Origin of the sequence: Salipiger sp. (genome assembly GCF_048261495.1) — a bacterium.
Classification (GTDB): Bacteria; Pseudomonadota; Alphaproteobacteria; order Rhodobacterales; family Rhodobacteraceae; genus Salipiger.
The window spans coordinates 16,168-32,838 of sequence record NZ_JBLXFX010000013.1 but is presented as its reverse complement, the minus strand read 5'-3'; the positions used below and the strand labels follow the sequence as shown (position 1 = coordinate 32,838).

Annotated in this window: 18 protein-coding genes; 12 read left to right on the top strand and 6 right to left on the bottom strand. The window is 67.3% G+C overall.

The annotated features are described in order from the left end of the window. Nucleotides 1–71: 71 nt before the first annotated feature. From ACN0RJ_RS19830 to ACN0RJ_RS19820, 3 genes are all read right to left on the bottom strand, one after another. A complete protein-coding gene (locus tag ACN0RJ_RS19830; protein WP_417725410.1) occupies nucleotides 72–1,622 on the bottom strand; it encodes a tripartite tricarboxylate transporter permease in 1,551 nt (516 codons plus the stop codon). Next, entirely contained in the window at nucleotides 1,616–2,095 is a 480-nt protein-coding gene (locus ACN0RJ_RS19825) for a tripartite tricarboxylate transporter TctB family protein (protein ID WP_417725409.1), read from the bottom strand. The genes ACN0RJ_RS19830 and ACN0RJ_RS19825 overlap by 7 nt, the downstream gene beginning before the upstream one ends. Before the next feature lie 140 nt (nucleotides 2,096–2,235). Beyond that, on the bottom strand, nucleotides 2,236–3,054 hold the full coding sequence (locus ACN0RJ_RS19820; protein ID WP_417722094.1) for an IclR family transcriptional regulator: 819 nt from the start codon (nucleotides 3,052–3,054) through the stop codon (nucleotides 2,236–2,238). Nucleotides 3,055–3,243: 189 nt separating this feature from the next. Between ACN0RJ_RS19820 and ACN0RJ_RS19815 the strand changes: the two genes are divergently transcribed. From ACN0RJ_RS19815 to ACN0RJ_RS19770, 10 genes are all read left to right on the top strand, one after another. Further along, nucleotides 3,244–4,938 carry a dihydroxyacetone kinase family protein gene (locus ACN0RJ_RS19815; RefSeq protein WP_417725408.1) on the top strand — a complete coding sequence of 565 codons (1,695 nt, stop codon included), beginning with the start codon at nucleotides 3,244–3,246 and terminating at the stop codon, nucleotides 4,936–4,938. A 93-nt stretch (nucleotides 4,939–5,031) separates the two neighbouring features. Then, a complete protein-coding gene (locus tag ACN0RJ_RS19810; RefSeq protein WP_417725407.1) occupies nucleotides 5,032–6,051 on the top strand; it encodes a TRAP transporter substrate-binding protein in 1,020 nt (339 codons plus the stop codon). A gap of 68 nt (nucleotides 6,052–6,119) precedes the next feature. Continuing rightward, entirely contained in the window at nucleotides 6,120–6,629 is a 510-nt protein-coding gene (locus ACN0RJ_RS19805) for a TRAP transporter small permease (protein WP_417725406.1), read from the top strand. Beyond that, nucleotides 6,626–7,912 carry a TRAP transporter large permease gene (locus ACN0RJ_RS19800; RefSeq protein ID WP_417725405.1) on the top strand — a complete coding sequence of 429 codons (1,287 nt, stop codon included), beginning with the start codon at nucleotides 6,626–6,628 and terminating at the stop codon, nucleotides 7,910–7,912. The genes ACN0RJ_RS19805 and ACN0RJ_RS19800 overlap by 4 nt, the downstream gene beginning before the upstream one ends. A 3-nt stretch (nucleotides 7,913–7,915) precedes the next feature. After that, entirely contained in the window at nucleotides 7,916–9,319 is a 1,404-nt protein-coding gene (locus ACN0RJ_RS19795) for an FAD-linked oxidase C-terminal domain-containing protein (RefSeq protein ID WP_417725404.1), read from the top strand. 105 nt (nucleotides 9,320–9,424) lie between these two features. Continuing rightward, nucleotides 9,425–9,772, top strand: coding sequence for a DUF883 family protein (locus ACN0RJ_RS19790; RefSeq protein WP_417722088.1), 348 nt, complete (start codon nucleotides 9,425–9,427; stop codon nucleotides 9,770–9,772). 6 nt (nucleotides 9,773–9,778) lie between these two features. Continuing rightward, entirely contained in the window at nucleotides 9,779–10,096 is a 318-nt protein-coding gene (locus tag ACN0RJ_RS19785; protein WP_417725403.1) for a hypothetical protein, read from the top strand. 141 nt (nucleotides 10,097–10,237) lie between these two features. Next, nucleotides 10,238–10,888 carry a protein-L-isoaspartate O-methyltransferase family protein gene (locus tag ACN0RJ_RS19780; protein WP_417722086.1) on the top strand — a complete coding sequence of 217 codons (651 nt, stop codon included), beginning with the start codon at nucleotides 10,238–10,240 and terminating at the stop codon, nucleotides 10,886–10,888. Nucleotides 10,889–10,932: 44 nt separating this feature from the next. Further along, on the top strand, nucleotides 10,933–12,336 hold the full coding sequence (locus ACN0RJ_RS19775; RefSeq protein WP_417725402.1) for a TolC family outer membrane protein: 1,404 nt from the start codon (nucleotides 10,933–10,935) through the stop codon (nucleotides 12,334–12,336). A gap of 71 nt (nucleotides 12,337–12,407) precedes the next feature. Further along, complete coding sequence (locus ACN0RJ_RS19770) at nucleotides 12,408–13,349, top strand: hypothetical protein (RefSeq protein WP_417725401.1); 942 nt, start codon at nucleotides 12,408–12,410, stop codon at nucleotides 13,347–13,349. A 114-nt stretch (nucleotides 13,350–13,463) separates the two neighbouring features. Here the strand turns inward: ACN0RJ_RS19770 and ACN0RJ_RS19765 are convergent, their stop codons facing one another. Beyond that, nucleotides 13,464–13,790, bottom strand: coding sequence for a DUF6280 family protein (locus ACN0RJ_RS19765; RefSeq protein WP_417722083.1), 327 nt, complete (start codon nucleotides 13,788–13,790; stop codon nucleotides 13,464–13,466). Between the two features lie 216 nt (nucleotides 13,791–14,006). Here ACN0RJ_RS19765 and efp point away from each other — a divergent pair, with 216 nt between their 5' ends. Together efp and ACN0RJ_RS19755 are read left to right on the top strand one after the other, a co-directional pair. Further along, nucleotides 14,007–14,570 (top strand): elongation factor P, encoded by a 564-nt coding sequence (gene efp / locus ACN0RJ_RS19760; RefSeq protein WP_417722082.1) that lies wholly within the window; start codon nucleotides 14,007–14,009, stop codon nucleotides 14,568–14,570. 94 nt (nucleotides 14,571–14,664) lie between these two features. Beyond that, complete coding sequence (locus ACN0RJ_RS19755) at nucleotides 14,665–15,129, top strand: GNAT family N-acetyltransferase (RefSeq protein ID WP_417725400.1); 465 nt, start codon at nucleotides 14,665–14,667, stop codon at nucleotides 15,127–15,129. 8 nt (nucleotides 15,130–15,137) lie between these two features. Here the strand turns inward: ACN0RJ_RS19755 and ACN0RJ_RS19750 are convergent, their stop codons facing one another. After that, entirely contained in the window at nucleotides 15,138–15,935 is a 798-nt protein-coding gene (locus ACN0RJ_RS19750) for a fructosamine kinase family protein (RefSeq protein WP_417725399.1), read from the bottom strand. Next, nucleotides 15,932–16,666 (bottom strand): YgfZ/GcvT domain-containing protein, encoded by a 735-nt coding sequence (locus ACN0RJ_RS19745; RefSeq protein WP_417725398.1) that lies wholly within the window; start codon nucleotides 16,664–16,666, stop codon nucleotides 15,932–15,934. Before ACN0RJ_RS19745 ends, ACN0RJ_RS19750 begins: the two co-directional genes overlap by 4 nt. Nucleotides 16,667–16,671: the final 5 nt, after the last annotated feature.

Here is a 16,671-nt window from a genome sequence, read left to right as displayed (position 1 = left end):
CGGGAATTGAGATGGGTTTCCCCGCATCTCATCCCGAATGGGAGAATTGAGCGAAACCGACGCGCCGTCAATCATAAAATGGTATTTGTGCTCTGATTTTTGTCGTTATTCCATATTTCGGAATTAACATCGACTTCTGACGGACTCCGCAGCGAGGTGACCAGTCGCGCGCCCAGGACGAGCACCCAGATCACGATCGTCGCATAGCCGAGCCAGGAGCCGATCTCGCGGTCGAAGAAGATCCCGAGATCGCCGCGGCTCTTGAGCATGGTGGTCATGAAGTTCTGCTCGATCAGCGGCCCGAGGATCAGCCCTAGGATGGCGGGAGCAAGCGGAATGCCGTTGGCCTCCAGCATGTAGCCCAGCACCCCGAAGGCGACGATCAGCCCGACCGCGAACATCGTGTTTTCGACCGAGAACGCCCCGAGGATGCAGAACAGCAGGATGACCGGAGAGATATAGACCGGGGGCAGCCGCAACACGGCCCCGAAGGCGCGGACCATGGCAATGCCCAGCGGGATCATCAGCAGGTTGGCCAGGAAGAAGATCGCAAAGATGGTGTAGATCATCTCGGGCTGGTTCAGGAACAGCGTCGGGCCGGGGTTGATGCCCTTGATGAACATCACCGAAATGACGATGGCGGTGATCGCGTCGCCGGGAATGCCGAAGACCGTCGCCGGGATGTAGGCGCCGCCGAGGCTGGCGTTGTTGGCGGCGCTGGCGGCGGTGATGCGTTCGACCGCGCCGTCGTCGCTTTGTGCCCGACCGCGCCGCGTGCCGCGCCGGGAAATCGCGTAGGAGATCCAGGCCGCGATGTCCGATCCCGCGCCGGGCAGGGCGCCGACCACCGTCCCGATCAGCCCGCCGCGCACCGCGCCCGCCTTGTGCGTGGCAAGGCCGCGCAGGCTGGGCCCGAACATCGGGCCGACCGGCGGCAGCTTGGGGCGTTCCTCGACCGGAACACCGGCATTGCGCATCAGTTCGCCCATGGCGAAGAAGCCGATCAGCACCGGGATCAGGCCGAATCCGCTCAGCAGGTTGACGGAATCGAAGGTGAATCGGGGAATGCCGCTGACCGGGTCCATGCCGACGGTGGCCAGGGTCAGGCCGAGGAACAGCGACAGCAGCCCCTTGAGGAGCGACTCGCTGGACACGAGGGTTGCGCAGCTCAACCCCATCAGGCCGAGCCAGAAGTATTCCACCGAACTGAAGGTCAGCGCGATCTTGGCGAGAGAGGGCGCCGCCAGCGTCAGAACCGTCGCGCTGAACAGGCCGCCGAAGGCCGAGGCGATGACCCCCGCCCCGAGTGACACCGCCGCCTGACCCTTGAGCACGAGCCCGTGCGCGTCGTCGGTATAGGCGGCCGAGGCCGGGGTGCCGGGCATCCGCAGCAGGGCGCCGGGAATGTCCCCGGCAAAGATCGCCATGGCCGAGGCGGTGACGATCGCGGCAACGGCGGGGATCGGGTCCATGAAGATGACGAAGGGCACCAGCAGCGCCGTTGCCATCAGCGCGGTCAGGCCGGGGATCGCGCCGATCACCAGCCCGTAAAAGGCCGCGATGAAGATGGTCAGCAGTAGGACCGGGTCCGCAAGCTGCGAGAAGACGTCGACGATCACCATATGAACAGCCCCGAGATCGGCGCCAGCACACCCCAGGGCAGCGGCACATGCAGGATGGAAACGAAAAGCAGCGTGGTGACCGCGATCACCGCGGCCGAGACCAGCAGCGCCCGCAGCGGCGCCACGCCGCCCGACAGAAGCAGCGCGAGCAGCAGCAGCGTGGCGGTGATCTGGAAGCCCAGCGTGTCTGCGACGAGGAAGTAGAACAGGCAGGCGCCGGGTATCAGCAGGACGTTGCGCGTCAGCCGCCTGTCCGACAGCCAGGCCGGCCATTCGACCAGCGCCGCGCGGTGCCGCAGGCTCATCAGGATCAGCGCCGCACCGCTCAGCGCCAGCCCGCCGCCGGTCAGGCGCGGGAACAGCCCCGGTCCGTAGGACAGGTGCCGCGGTGTCGGAAAGGAATAGGAAAAGGCGATCACCGTCGCGCCGAGCGCTACGAAGATCAGGCCGAGCAGGGCGTCGTGGATCTTCATCCGGGGCATCCCCCGAGCAAAGCCGCGCCGAAAGCGGCCGTCATCAGATCGTGCATGTCAGTCTCCTCCCCTATGTGGGTTTACGAAGACATCATGCGTCCGTCAATCCGGTATTCGGAAAATGGAGGCTTCGTGAAAGCCTAGCGCCGTTTTTTGGAAGGGTCCCAGCCGAGTTCCGTGGAAATGGCGTTGGCGGTCTGGATCACCGCATGGGACAGGCCCGACAGCCGCGCCAGCGGCATCCTCGCCGTGGGGCCGGATACGCTGATCGAGGCAAAGACCCGCCCGCGCGAATCCCTGAGCGGCGCGCCGACGCATTGTATGCCGATCTCGTTCTCTTCCTCGTCGGTGGCGTAGCCGCGCTCGCGGATCAGCGCGAGGTTCTCGGACAGGGCGTCGAAGCTGGCGAGCGTGTTCACGGTCCTCGCCTCCAGGCCTTCCTCCTCGACGATCTTGCGCACCAGCCGTTCGTCCTGAAAGGCGAGGAACGCCTTGCCGACGCTGGTGCAGTGGATCGGCGCCGCCTCTATCGTGGTGAGGGTGGTGTTGCGGGCGTCGCCCATCTCCTCGCGCTCGATGCAGACCATCTGGCTGCCGTCAAACATATGAAGGTGAACGATTTCTCCGGTAACCTGGTGGAGAGAGACCACATGCGGGTGGGCATGCCGGTTGAGGTCCAGATTGGCGAGCACGACGCTGCCGTAGTAGAACATGCGCAGGCCGAGCCGATAATCGCCGCGCCGCCCGTCCTGGTCGATCATGCCGATTTCGCGCAGCGATGCGACGATCCGGTGAATCGTCGTGCGGGGCAGGCCGGTGCCTTCGACAAGCTGGGTCAGCGAGAGGCTGCCGTTGGTGCGGCTGAAGCAGTCCAGCACGCGGGCCATCTTGTAAAACGACTTCGCGCCCGCGTCGCCGAAATCCTCGTCTTCTACCGCACTCGGCACGTGATCGGTCATTGGTCACCCGTCTTCTGTCTCACCCTACCTCCCATTTTCCACAATACAGATCAATCGCTGCCGAACCTCTTCGGCAGAGAAATTTGAGCGATGTCGGGAAATCTGTTGACGCTTAGTAATTTTATGTGAAACAAGATCAACAAAATTACCTCTTGATCCGATATTCGGAATAAGAGAGTGGAGGAAGCCTTGAAGAAACTGATCAACAACCCGCGGATCGTGGTCCGCGAGCTCCTGACGGCCATGGTCGCGGCGGATCCGTCGCTTGCCCTGCTGGAGGGCGAGGCCGTCGTCCTGCGCAGCGACATTCCCGCCTCTGCGGCAGAGCGCCCCGTCGCGCTGATCTCGGGCGGGGGCAGCGGGCACGAACCGGCCCACGCGGGCTATGTCGGCCCCGGAATGCTGAGCGCGGCCGTCGCAGGCGATGTCTTCACCTCGCCCAGCGTCGATGCGGTGCGCGCCGCGATCGAGGCCAGCGCCGGTCCCGCCGGGGCGTTGCTGATCGTCAAGAACTACACCGGCGACCGCCTGAACTTTTCGCTCGCGGCGGAACTGGCGCGGGCCGAGGGCATCCCCTGCGAAATCGTCTTTGTCGCCGATGACGCGGCGCTGCGCGACATGGTCGCCCGCGACCGGCGGCGCGGACTGGCGGGTACGGTGCTGGTTCACAAGCTCGCCGGTGCGGCGGCGGCCGAGGGCCGTCCGCTGGCAGAGGTCGCGCGCGTCGCCCGCGAGGCGGCCGAGGCCGTGGTCACCATGGGGGTCGGCCTTGGTGCCTGCATCGTCCCGACCGCCGGGGAACCGGGGTTCGAACTCGGCGCCGACGAGGTGGAATTCGGTCTCGGAATTCATGGCGAGAAGGGCGTTGAGCGGGGCCCGATGGCGCCTTCGGCCGAGATCGTCGCGCGCATCCTCGACACGCTCGAGGCCGAGCTGGGCGACCGGTTGCGGGGGCCGCTCGGGCTGATGGTGAACGGGCTCGGGGCGACGCCGCCGCTGGAACTCTCCATCGTCGCGGGCGATGCGCTGGCGGCGCTGAAGGCGCGCGGGGCGGAGGTCGATCTGATCTGGGTCGGCAATTTCATGACGGCGCTCGAAATGCCGGGCTGTTCGATCAGCCTGCTGCCGCTCGACCCCGAACGGCGCGCGCTGCTCGAAGCGCCGTGCGCGGTCCGGGCCTGGCCGTGCTCCGCGCGGATCGGCGGGGCACGGGTCGTGCACCTGCCCGCAAGGCCGGACACCGTCCCGACCGTCGCGGCGGGGCCGCTGACCGACGCCCTGCGCGCAGGCACCGAGCGGGTCGCGAGGGCGCTTGCCGAGGCCGAGCCGCATCTCACCGATCTCGACAGCCGGGCCGGGGACGGCGACCTCGGGGCCAGCATGTTCCGCGCCGCCGAGGCGCTGCGCGCCCTGCCGGAGGCCGCATACAACGACCCCGCAACGCTGATGACGCAGATGGGCGACAGCCTGCGCCGCGCCATCGCCGGTAGCTCGGGTCCGTTCTATGCCACGGCCCTGCTGCGGGCCGCGCATGAACTCGACGGTTCCGCCGCACCCGCGCCCGAAGCCTGGGATCGCGCCTTTGCCGCCGGGGTCCGCGCGGTGGGCGACATCGGCGGGGCAAAGCCCGACGACCGCACCATGGTCGACGCGCTCGTGCCCGCGCTCGACGCCTGGCAGCAGGCCCGCGACACCGGCGCGACACCCGCCGAGGCGCTTGCCGCCGCCGCGACCGCGGCCACGGCCGGGGCGGAGGCCACGGCGCAGATGACGCCGAAGCTCGGCCGGGCCAGCTATCTCGGCGCGCGCGCCGTCGGCGCTCCGGACGGCGGGGCCGCCGCCGTCGCGATCTGGATGACCGCGCTTGCGGCCACGCCCGGCTGAGGTCTGCCGCCCGCCGGAGGAAGCGGGCCGCCAGACATCGCCCGACCCCATTCGACCCGCCATTCCGGCGACCATTTCACAGGGAGGACTACCATGTTCAAACATCTCACCGCCGGGGCGGTGCTGGCCGCGGCCGGCCTGTTCGCCGGGGCCGTTGCCGCGCAGGACTACACGCTCAAGTACAGTTTCGCGGATGTCGATTCCCCCGCGACCAACGCGGCGGCCGCCCATGCCTATGTGTTCAAGTCGACGCTGGAGCGCCTGACCGGCGGCCGCATGGAGGTCGAGATCTATCCCAACGGTCAGCTCGGCGATGCCAAGTCGATGGCCCAGCAGATCCGGCGCGGCACGATCGACGTGGCGAGCTTTTCCTCCGGGGTCTTCGCCTCGGCCTATTATCCGCAGCTCGGCATCTTCGACCTGCCGTTCCTGTTCACCACCCGCGCCGAGATGGTGAAGGTGCTGGACCCGAAGACGCCCTATATCTCGGGCATGCTGGACGAGATCGCCGAGGCGACCGGCGTGCGCATCCTGGGTTTCGAACCCTACGGTTTCCGCAATTTCACCACCGCCTCGACCGCGATCCGCAGCCCGGCCGACATGGCCGGTCTCAAGATGCGCACGCAGGAGATCGTACCGCACCAGAAGATGATGGTCGCGCTCGGCGCCTCGCCCACGCCGATCCCGTTCATGGAACTCTACTCGGCCCTTCAGACCGGGGTGGTCGACGGCGAGGAAAACCCGCTTGCCACGATCCAGCAGCAGAAGTTCTCGCAGGTGCAGAAGAACCTGACCCTGTCGGGCCACCTGATGACGGTCGCCGGGATCTTCGTGAACGAGGACTGGTTCGCCGAGCTGCCCGAGGATCTGCGCGCCGCCGTGGTCGCGGCGCACGAGGAAGCCTCGCTCGCCTATGCCGGGATCGGCGCGGTGCAGGATGTGCTGGCGCTGGACCAACTGCGCGAGGAGGGGATGGAGATCTACGCCCCGAGCGGCGAAGAGCTCGACGCCTTCCGCGACGCCACGGTCGCCCCGGTCCGGGAATGGGCCGAAGGCGAATACGGCAAGGACTTCGTCGACGGCTTCTTCGCCCATCTCGACGAGGCCGACTGACAGGGTCGCCGCGCGGCCCGGCGGGTCGCGCGGCACCGCCCCACGTCCCCCTTGTCCGAGGAAACGAAATGTCCCGATTTCACGAGGTCTGCATCCGCGCGGACCTGGCCGTCTCGCGGCTCACCGCCTTTCTGACCGGCGTCGTCCTGCTGGCAATGTCGGTGCTCGTGGTGACGCTGGTCATCGCGCGCTACGGCTTCAACGCGCCGATCTTCTGGGGCGAGGAAATGGCCCGCCTGATGATGTTCTACCTCGTGCTGATCGGCTCGGCCGTCGCGCTGCGCCGCAACCAGCATCCGCGGCTCACCATGCTGCTGCAGGCGCTGCCGCAGCGCGCGGCGCGGGGTCTCGAATTCGTCATCGACGCGGTCGTCCTCGGGACGCTCTGCGTGCTGTTCTTCCAGGGGCTCGACCTGGCGCTGGAAGAGGCGATCATGAAGACGCCGTCGCTGCGCGTCTCGTATTTCTGGGTCTATCTCGGCTACCCGCTCGGCGCCGGACTGGCGCTGCTGCAAATGGTGGGCCGCAACATCAATCCCCATGCCTTTGACGGCGATGACATCGAGGCCATCGAATGAGCGCGCTCACCCTTCTCCTGGCGGTCTTCGCCTTCGGCATGATCATCGGTCTGCCGCTGTCCTTCGCGATGCTGACGTCGACCGTGCTGTATTTCCTCTACGAGGGGCAGCCTCTCTACCTCGTGGTGCAGCAGTTCTACATCGGCATCGACAGTTTCACCCTGCTCGCCATCCCCTTCTTCATGCTGGCGGGAGACCTGATGGTCGTTTCCGGCACCGCCGAAAAGATGCTGACGTTCTCCAATGCCGTCGTCGGACGGTTCCGGGGCGGGGTCGGCTACGTGACGGTGGTGTCCTCCATGCTGTTCGGGGGCTGCTCGGGCTCGGCAATCTCGGAGATCGCGGGACTCGGGCGGATGCAGGTGCGCATGATGGAAAAGGGCGGCTTTCCCCGCGCCTTCGGTACGGCGCTGGCGGTGTCCTCTTCGATCAAGGGCGCGATCATTCCGCCGTCGATCCCGATGGTGCTGGTCGGTGCGATCACCGGCACCTCGATCGGCGGCATGCTGATCGGCGGCGCGGTGCCCGGCGTGCTGGTCGCGATCGCCATGTCGGTCGTGGTCTTCCTGACCTCGCGGGGCATGGCTCCGCAGCGCGAGGGCCGGCTGGGCCTGCGCGAGATGGCACGGGTCACGCTCGGCTCCCTGCCGTTCCTGGCGATGCCCTTCATCATCCTCGGCGGCATCCTGTCCGGCGTCTTCACCCCGACCGAAGCCTCGGCGGCGGCGGTGGGCTACGGTTTCCTGCTGGTGCTCGCGCGGCAGGGGCGCAACGTGAAATGGGGCGAACTGGGCCGGGTGCTGGCCCGCAGCGGCGCGCTTGCCGGCGTGGTGCTGCTGCTCTCGGGCTCCTCGGCGGTGTTCAGCTGGGTGCTGGCGACCGAACGGGTGCCCGACATGGTGGCCGGCCTGCTGTTCAGCGTCACCGACAACAGATATGTCATCCTGCTCATCATCAACATCTTCCTGCTGCTCTGGGGCATGGTGATGGACATGCTTCCGGCGATCTTCATCATCGTGCCGATGCTGATGCCCGCCATGGTGAAGCTGGGCGTCGATCCGATCCATTTCGGCGTGGTCGTGGTGTTCAACCTGGTGATCGGCCTCATCACGCCGCCCTACGGTGCGGCGCTGTTCACCGGCTCCATCGTCACCGGGGTTCCGCTGGAAAAGATCGTGCGGGCGATGTGGCCGTTCATGGCCGCCGCCATCGCCGTCCTGCTGCTCATCACCTACGTGCCGGAGACGGTGCTGTTCCTGCCCCGTCTCTTCGGACTGGATTGATTCATGGCGCTCCCGACCCGGACCAGACTTCCGCTCCCCGCGGGCTTCCTCGACGACCTGCGCGCCCTCATGGGCGACAGGCTTTCGCTGAAACCGGCCGATCTCGACCAGCACGGGCGGGGCGAGAACTGGCACCCCTCGATGCCGCCCGACGTGATCGCCTTCGCCGACACCACGGCCGAGGTCTCGGCCCTGGTCAGGCTGGCCGCCGGGGCAGGGGTCGCGGTGGTGGCCTTCGGTGCGGGCACCTCGCTCGAAGGGCACACGGCGGCGATCCGGGGCGGGCTGTGCATCGACCTGTCGCGGATGGACCGCATCCGCTCGGTCCGCGCCGAAGACATGGATTGCACGGTCGAAGCGGGGGTCACGCGCAAGCAGCTCAACACCCACCTGCGCGACACCGGGTTGTTCTTTCCCGTCGATCCGGGGGCCGATGCCACCCTCGGCGGGATGGCCGCAACCCGCGCCTCGGGCACGAGCGCGGTGCGCTACGGGACGATGCGGGAAAACGTCCTGTCGCTGACCGTGGTCCTGCCCGACGGCAGCATCGTCAGGACGGCCAGCCGCGCGCGCAAATCCGCCGCGGGCTACGATCTCACCCGGATGTTCGTCGGCTCGGAGGGCACGCTCGGGATCATCACCGAGGTGACGCTGCGCCTGCAGGGCATTCCCGAAGCGACCCTCGCCGCGGTCTGCGCCTTTCCCGACGTGCGCTCTGCCGTCACCACGGCGTCCGAGGTGATCCAGTGCGGCATCGCGGTGGCGCGGATGGAATTCGTGAACACTTCGGCGCTGGCGGCGGTCAATGCCTTCGGCGGGTTCGACCATGCCGAAAGCCCGACGCTGTTCTTCGAATTCACCGGCTCCGCCGCGGCGGTGCGCGAACAGGCGGACCTGACGGGGGATCTCGCGGCGGCCAACGGCGGCGCCGATTTCCGCTGGGCCGACTCGCCCGAAGAGCGCACCCGGCTCTGGCACGCCCGGCACGAATTCCACTACGCCCTGATGGCGCAGCGGCCGGGGGCCAGGATCTGGGGCACCGATGTCTGCGTGCCGATCTCGGCGCTGACCGACTGCATTCTCTTCGCCGAGGAGATTGCCGCCGGTGTCCCGTTCCCGACCGCCGCCATCGGCCACGTGGGCGACGGCAATTTCCACACCGCCTACCTCATCGACCCGGCAAGCGCGGAGGAACTGGCACTGGCCGAGGCGCTGTCGGAAAAGATTGCCCGCCGGGCGATCGCGCTGGACGGAACCTGTACCGGCGAGCACGGCGTCGGCTACGGCAAGGCAAAGTTCATGCGAGAGGAATTCGGCGATCCCGCGCTGGCGCTGATGCGGCTTCTGAAACGCGCTGTCGATCCGCAGGACCTGTTCAATCCCGGCAAGGTCCTGCCCCCGGTCTGAGCCGCGTCACGGCGCGGATGGGGCGAAATGGCGACGGGGTCAGGAACCTTTTCCGCGCGCCCCGCGTTCGGCTATCGACAAGCAGTTCAACCCAGGAGAGCGACCATGGCACAAGCCGCGTCCAAGATCCCGACCGATATTTCCCCCAAGACCGAAACCCGCGACGTCGATGCGCTGTCCGAACAGATCGCGACGCTGCGCTCGGACGTGTCGCACCTTGCCGAGCTGATCGGCGACATCGGCACCCGCAAGGGCCGCGAGGTGCGCGACCGCGCCGAGGAAAAGGTGCAGGAAGCCCGCAACGCCGGTGAGGACGCCCTGCGCCAGGCCGGTGCGAAGGTCTCCGAACTCGAAGCCGGGGCGCGCGACAGCATCCGCGCAAACCCCTTGCAATCCATCGGGATTGCTGCCGGAGTGGGGTTCCTGATCGGATACCTTGGCTCCCGGAGATAATCGACAGTGTTCACTGTTTTCGAAGCACGTCTGCGCGCGGGTCTCACCAGGGCCGCGCGCAATGTTCTTGGCGCGATCTGTCTGATCGTCGCCGCCGCCTTCTTCACCATCGCCGCCTGGATCGGGCTCGAACCGGCGTTCGGCGCGGCACTTTCGGCCGCCATGATCGGCGGGGCCTATCTGGTGGTGGGGCTGCTCTTCCTCTACCTTCCGGTGCGGCCGCGGCTGCCCGCGCGCACCGCCGCCGCCCCCTCGACCGGTTCGCTGATCGAGGCCTTTCTTGCCGGTCGGGCCGCCGGCCAGGCGATGCGCAAGGATTCCTGACACCGGCCCCCGATGCCTCGGGAACGACCCCGGACGCCTCTCGGCGCCGGGTATTTCCATTTGTGCCCGGCTGGACATTGCCCCGGCGCGGCAAGTGTGGCACAACCGTTTCAGGACAATCTGAACGGAAGAGTTTAGCGGATGACCGACTTCGCGACCCGCCGCCGCATGATGGTAGACACTCAGGTGCGGCCGTCTGACGTGACCAAGTTTCCCATTATCGAAGCCATGTTGCGCATCCCGCGCGAAGTCTTTGTTCCGACGGAGAAAAAAGAGGCGGCTTATGTCGGCCGCAACATCCGTTTCGGGGATGGCCGCGTCCTTCTCGAGGCGCGGACCTTTGCCAAGATGCTCGATGCGATCAACATAGATCATGACGATCTCGTGCTCGATATCGGCGCGGGGCTCGGCTATTCCTCGGCGGTGATCGCCCGGATCGCCGAGGCCGTCGTCGCGGTCGAGGATGACGAGGCGCGCGCCGCCGATGCGGCATCGCTGCTTGCCGAGCATGTGGACAATGTGGTGCTGCACACCGGCCCGCTGGCCGAGGGCGCGGCCGAGCATGGCCCCTACGACGCCATCATCATCGAAGGCGGGATCGAGGAACTGCCCTCCGCCATCGCGGATCAGCTCAAGGACGGCGGACGCATCGCCTGCCTCTTCATGGAGGGCGAACTGGGCGTGGTGCGCATCGGCTGGAAGATCGACGGGGCGCTGACCTGGCGCTTTGCCTTCAATGCGACGGCCCCGGTGCTTGCGGGCTTCGGGAAGAAACGCGCCTTTGCCCTCTAGGGCATGAACCGGCGTCAAGAAACAAACGGCTGAGGGAGCAGGCAATGCTGCGGAAAAAGGTGATCGGACTGCTGGCAGGCGCCACCCTGGCTGCGGTATCGGTGGCGCCCGCGGGCGCCGAGACATTGGCGGGGGCGCTGGTCGGTGCCTACCGGACGAGCGGTCTTCTCGATCAGAACCGGGCGGTGCTGCGGGCGGCGGACGAGGATCTCGCCCAGGCCGTCGCGGCGCTGCGGCCGGTCTTTTCCTGGTCCGGCGACGTCACGCGCAATTTCGGGGAAGCCCGCAACCCGGTGACTTCGGACTGGAGCGGCGAGGCCTCCAACAGCGCCACCATCGGCATCCTCGGTCAGATGGATCTCTACACCGGCGGCAGCAGGCTGCTGAAGCTCGACGCCGCCCGCGAATCGATCCTCGCGGCCCGTTTCGAGCTGATCTCGGTCGAGCAGGAGGTGCTGCTGCGCGGGGTCGAGGCCTTCATGGAGGTGCGCCGCGCGACGGAAACCGTTGCCCTGCGCCGGAACAACGTACGCGTCATCGGCGAGGAACTGAGAGCCGCGCGCGACCGCTTCGAGGTCGGCGAAGTGACCCGCACCGACGTCGCCGCCGCCGAGGCGCGACTGGCGGCGTCGCGCAGCGCGCTTGCCGCGGCCGAAGGCCAGCTCGCCATCAACCGCGAGGAATACAAGGCCGCCATCGGCGCCTATCCCGGCGCGCTGACCAATCCCTCCGGCCTGCCGCGACTGCCCGCCAGCGTCGAGGCGGCCAAGGCCCAGGCCGTGCGCCAGCATCCCGATATCCTGCGCGTGCAGCATCTGGTCGCCGCGCTGGAACTGGCGATCAAGATCACAGAAGCGACGATGAAGCCGACGGTGTCGCTGCGGTCGACCTACGGTGTCACCGAAAACTTCGGCAGCAGGGCCGGCTCACGCGGCGGCACCATCAGCATCGAGGCCGGCGGCCCGATCTACCGCGGCGGCGAATTGTCGTCGCTGGTGCGGCAGGCGATGGCCAACCGCGACGAGGGCAGGGCCCAGCTTCACGAGTTGGTGCGTGCTGTCGAGCAGGGCGTCGCCTCGTCCTTTGCCCAGCTTCGCGTGTTCCAGGCCTCGCGCGACGCCAGCGGCCAGCAGGTCCGCGCGGCGCGCGTCGCCTTCAACGGTATCCGCGAGGAGGCCACGCTCGGCGCCCGGACCACGCTGGACGTGCTCGACGCCGAACAGGAGCTTCTGGACGCGCAGGCGGCGCTGATCTCGGCAGAGGTCGACGAGATGATCGCGGCCTATGGCGTGTTGTCCTCGGTCGGTCAGCTCACGGCGGATGCACTTGCGCTGAACGTGCCGCGCTATGACCCCGAGGAATATTACAACCTGGTCAAATCGGCGCCGACGCTGTCGAAACAGGGCGAGGATCTGGACCGTGTCCTCCGCGCCCTCGGAAAAAAGTAGGATTTTCCGCGTCTGTTGTCTGGAATCGCGCCTCGGGCTACACTTCCGGCCGAGGCCGGAGTGGTATTGAAATGTCTGATCCCGTGACCAATGTGGAAATCGAGGATGTCCTGTCATCCATCAGGCGTCTCGTTTCCGAAGACAGCCGGCCGAAGGCCGTGCCGCCCAAGCGCGCCGCGCCGGAGCGGCTGGTGCTGACACCCGCGCAACGGGTGCCGGAGGATGCCGTCGATGACGAGTTGGAGGCCGCCGAGGACAGCACGCCCGCGCCCCTGATCCTCGCCACCCCGGCCGTGCCGGAGAGCGCCAGCGCCGAAGACGCGCCTGACGCAGAAGCCGCGGAAGAGGGCAGTTCGGCATCCGGCGACACGGTGCTGAGCCGTCTCATCGGCGAAGAGGTGGCGCGCGTTCTCGACTCCGAATTCGGTGACGATGATGACGCGACCGATCCGGAAGAGGCCGAGGTCGCGGAGCAGGCGGTGCCGGAGGCCGAGGTTTCCGGAGATGACGAACAAGATCAGGATGTTGCCGACGAGGCCGGGGAACCCGAGGAGGGTGTGATCCATATCCTCGAGGCGCCGGTCGAAGCCGTCGCCGCGCCCGAACCCGTCGAACAGCCCGCGCCGTCCGGCGACACCGCGCTCGAACGCAAGATCGCCGCGCTGGAGACGCTCATTTCGCGCAACGCCCCCGTGGAAGACGCGGACGAGGAGCCTGCGGCATTTGTCCGGTCCCCCGCAAAGCCTGCCCCCCGCGAGGAGCCCGCGCCGGTCCCGCGCCGGATACCGCGCCCCGCGATGCACCATGCGGATGAATACGAGGACGAGGCGGATGCCATCGCCACCCTTGCCGAGGAATCGCCCCTCATCGACGAGGACATGCTGCGCGACCTCGTTGCGGAAATCGTCCGTCAGGAGCTTCAGGGCGCGCTGGGCGAACGCATCACCCGCAACGTCCGCAAGCTGGTCCGTCGCGAGATTCACCGCATCCTGATGAGCCAGGAATTCGAGTAGGCCCGCGGCCTTTGTCTCGATTGCCGTGCAAGTTCATCCCGTAAAACCCGAAGGCGCGCTCCGAGCAGGGAGCGCGCCTTCGCGAGTCTTGGCAGCGATGTCAGGGTATCTGGATCAGGCGGCTTCGGCCTGATCGGCTGCCGCAGCATTGCGGCGCTCGCTCTCTTCACGCGACAGCGCGACAGAGGTACGCACGCCTTTGGAGACGAACTCCATCAGACCGGAGACGACACGTTCATTCGGGTCGATGCCGGCGCAGGAAAGCACCTCGCGACCGTCACGCGAACGCGCCCACCGGGCGATCTGCTCAGGACCATTGCCGTATTTCTTGTCGTCGGCGATGGCGTCGTCGAGCGCAGCCAGAACCACGGCGGCAAAGAGCTTGCGCGCGCGGTTGCCTTGTTCGGCATTGAAGGCTGTGCTGTCCACGAAATCTTTCATGTTTCGACCTTTGTTTTTTGCTCTTGTCTTTCTCGGCGTGAGGGGCGTTATGGACTATTCCATCCGATTCGGATACCTCATTCACGCATAGCTAAGTTGCATTGTAAGCATAGCTTGCTGCACGAGCAGCACGACATCCGTTGTCTTGCGCGGGGCGGCTACGCGAGATATAGGGGGCGCCAGAATTCAGTCAACCTTATGCCAAGGTTTTGCCAAATGCCCAAGATCAACGGGAACGAGATCCGCCCCGGCGCCGTTCTGGAACACAATGGTGGCCTGTGGGCCGCCGTGAAAGTCGACCATGTGAAGCCCGGCAAGGGCGGCGCCTTTGCGCAGGTCGAACTCAAGAACCTTCGCAACGGCTCGAAGCTCAACGAACGCTTCCGCTCCGCCGACAAGGTCGAGCGCGTCCGCCTGGAACAGAAGGACATGCAGTTCCTGTTCGAGACCGACGGCATGCTGACCTTCATGGACACCGAGACCTACGACCAGGTCGAACTGCCCGCCGACCTCTTCGGCGAGCGCCGCCCCTTCCTTCAGGACGGCATGACCATCGTCGTGGAATTCCACGAGAGCGAGGCGCTGAACGCCACGCTGCCGCAAAAGGTCACCTGCAAGATCGTCGAGACCGAGCCGGTCGTCAAAGGCCAGACCGCCGCGAACAGCTTCAAGCCCGCCGTTCTCGACAATGGTATCAAGGTCATGGTGCCGCCCTTCGTCGGGCAGGACGAGGATATCATCGTCAACACCGAGACCATGGAATATTCCGAGCGCGCCTGACCTCGGGGCCCGCGCGCACATACCCCGTAACCAACCGGGGGTGCGACATCATTGGATCGAAAAGGCCTCCGGCACATGCCAGGAGGCCTTTTTCATGATCGACACCTGCACATCCCGGGACCTGCCGCAACTCGCCCCGCTGCTGCGCGGGCTGAATGCGTTGCATGCGGCGCATGTCCCGACCCGGTTCCACGCAGAGGCCGGAGACGAGGCGCTGCGTGCCCATCTCGGGGCCGAGCTGGAGCGGGGCGCCCGCGTGCTGGGATACCGCGCTGGCGGGGTGCTGCGTGGCTACCTGCTGTGGCGGATGCGGGATGTCCCGGCCTCCGCGCTCGAACACCGGCGCAGCCTCGGCGTGCTGGAACATGTCTTTGTCGCCCCGACCTGGCGCAGGCGCGGCATCGCCCGGCGGCTGGTGGCGCGGTTCGAGACCATGGCGCGGGCCGAGGGCGCGCGCGAGTGGGTCGTCACCTGGCACGTCTTCAACGCGGCTTCCGAGGCACTGATGCGCGGGGCGGGGGCAGATCCGGCGGTGGTCATGGCCGTGCGCCGGTTCTGAGCCGGGCGTCAGTGCCCGGTCTCGGTCAGCAGCCGGTCGACCAGCCCGGCGTAGCCGCCGCCGAAGAGATGCAGATGCACCAGCGCGGGAAACAGCTGGTAGATCGCCCGCCGCGAGATGCGGTCGGGGGCGGTGGCGCCGTAGCCTTGCCGGAAGGCGGCGGGGGGCGCGGTGAAGAGTTCCAGCATGGCAAGGTCGACCTCGGCATCGCCGTGGTAGCAGGCGGGGTCGATCATCCAGGTCCGCAGCGCACCGAACAGGGCGTTGCCGCTCCAGAGATCGCCGTGCAGGAGGGCAGGGGCGGGATGCGTCGGCAGACGCTCCGGCAGGGCGGCGGCCAGCGCCTCGATCCGCGAGGGCAGGGCACCGGACAACAACGGCACGAAGGGGCGCAGCCGCGCCCCGGCCCAGAATTCGGGCCAGCGGTCGGCCGGGTCGTTGCGCAGGGGGAGCGGCCCGAAGGCATGGGCCTCGGGCCAGCCGTAGTCCGGGCCGGTCGTGTCATGCAGCAGGCGCAACCCCTCGCCGAGCGCGCGCCACCCCGCGTCCGAGGCGGGCGCCTCGTCGAGCCATTCGAGGAACAGCATCCGCCCGGTCTGGTGGAGCACCTCGGGCACCGGGGCGCCTGCCAATGTCATGGCATTCAGCATGCGCGCCTCGGTCGCCACGTGGGCCCCGTGCTTCAGCGCCATCCTCCGGCCATCGGCCATGTCGACGCGAAAGACCTCGGACAGGTCGCCGCCCTGCAGGCGCGTCAGCCCGCGGACCGGCGCCCCGATCGCCTTCGAGACGGTCTCGGGCGTCACGGGATGTAGCGCAGGGTCGCCTCGCCCGCCCGCATGTCCCCGTCGGCGCGGTCGAAGCGCAGGTAGGCCAGCGCCTGTCCGCCGGACTGCGTGAACAGGGTGCCGGCGACCTTGTCTCCGGCGAGGATGTCGGTGCCGACCGGCGCCGCACCGTCCACCTCGACCGAGGCGAGGCCCTTGCGCAGCTCGGTCTTGTGCTTCATCCGCGCGGTGACTTCCTGCCCGACATAGCAGCCCTTGCGGAAATCGACGCCGTTCAGACGCTCGAACCCCATCTCCAGGATATAGCTCTCGGGGCCGAGTTCGACGCCGCTTTCCGGCACGCAGGCGGCGACGCGCAGCGCCTCCCAGTCGGCCTCTGTCGAGGGGCGGCCGTCATAGGCGCGCCAGCCCATGCGCGGATCGCGCGGATCGTCGAATGCGCCCGGCTCCGCCTTGCCCGGCCCGCGCGAGACGGTGCGACCCGAGTCGGCGACATCGACCTTGGAGCGGAGCTTGTACATGGTCAGCGCCCGCAGCAGATCGTCGGCCAGCGGCGCCGCGACGTCGATCAGCACATCCTCGCCATCGGGGACAAGGAAGAAATCGGCGCGGTATTTGCCCTGTGCGGTCAGCAGCGCGGAATAGAGGATGCCTTGCGACAGGCGGGTGACGTCGTTGGTGACCAGCCCCTGCAGAAAGTGCAGCGTGTCCGGGCCGCTCACTCGCAGAACCCTGCGGTCTTCGGTCATGGGAA

What these genes read in the sequence shown, in the direction of transcription:
- ACN0RJ_RS19825 (WP_417725409.1), bottom strand. Translation starts at nt 2,095, where the DNA reads ATGAAGATCCACGACGCCCTGCTCGGCCTGATCTTCGTAGCGCTCGGC.
- ACN0RJ_RS19800 (WP_417725405.1), top strand. Translation starts at nt 6,626, where the DNA reads ATGAGCGCGCTCACCCTTCTCCTGGCGGTCTTCGCCTTCGGCATGATC.
- ACN0RJ_RS19775 (WP_417725402.1), top strand. Translation starts at nt 10,933, where the DNA reads ATGCTGCGGAAAAAGGTGATCGGACTGCTGGCAGGCGCCACCCTGGCT.
- ACN0RJ_RS19780 (WP_417722086.1), top strand. Translation starts at nt 10,238, where the DNA reads ATGACCGACTTCGCGACCCGCCGCCGCATGATGGTAGACACTCAGGTG.
- efp (WP_417722082.1), top strand. Translation starts at nt 14,007, where the DNA reads ATGCCCAAGATCAACGGGAACGAGATCCGCCCCGGCGCCGTTCTGGAA.
- ACN0RJ_RS19830 (WP_417725410.1), bottom strand. Translation starts at nt 1,622, where the DNA reads ATGGTGATCGTCGACGTCTTCTCGCAGCTTGCGGACCCGGTCCTACTG.
- ACN0RJ_RS19820 (WP_417722094.1), bottom strand. Translation starts at nt 3,054, where the DNA reads ATGACCGATCACGTGCCGAGTGCGGTAGAAGACGAGGATTTCGGCGAC.
- ACN0RJ_RS19755 (WP_417725400.1), top strand. Translation starts at nt 14,665, where the DNA reads ATGATCGACACCTGCACATCCCGGGACCTGCCGCAACTCGCCCCGCTG.
- ACN0RJ_RS19765 (WP_417722083.1), bottom strand. Translation starts at nt 13,790, where the DNA reads ATGAAAGATTTCGTGGACAGCACAGCCTTCAATGCCGAACAAGGCAAC.
- ACN0RJ_RS19790 (WP_417722088.1), top strand. Translation starts at nt 9,425, where the DNA reads ATGGCACAAGCCGCGTCCAAGATCCCGACCGATATTTCCCCCAAGACC.
- ACN0RJ_RS19745 (WP_417725398.1), bottom strand. Translation starts at nt 16,666, where the DNA reads ATGACCGAAGACCGCAGGGTTCTGCGAGTGAGCGGCCCGGACACGCTG.
- ACN0RJ_RS19770 (WP_417725401.1), top strand. Translation starts at nt 12,408, where the DNA reads ATGTCTGATCCCGTGACCAATGTGGAAATCGAGGATGTCCTGTCATCC.
- ACN0RJ_RS19810 (WP_417725407.1), top strand. Translation starts at nt 5,032, where the DNA reads ATGTTCAAACATCTCACCGCCGGGGCGGTGCTGGCCGCGGCCGGCCTG.
- ACN0RJ_RS19795 (WP_417725404.1), top strand. Translation starts at nt 7,916, where the DNA reads ATGGCGCTCCCGACCCGGACCAGACTTCCGCTCCCCGCGGGCTTCCTC.
- ACN0RJ_RS19805 (WP_417725406.1), top strand. Translation starts at nt 6,120, where the DNA reads ATGTCCCGATTTCACGAGGTCTGCATCCGCGCGGACCTGGCCGTCTCG.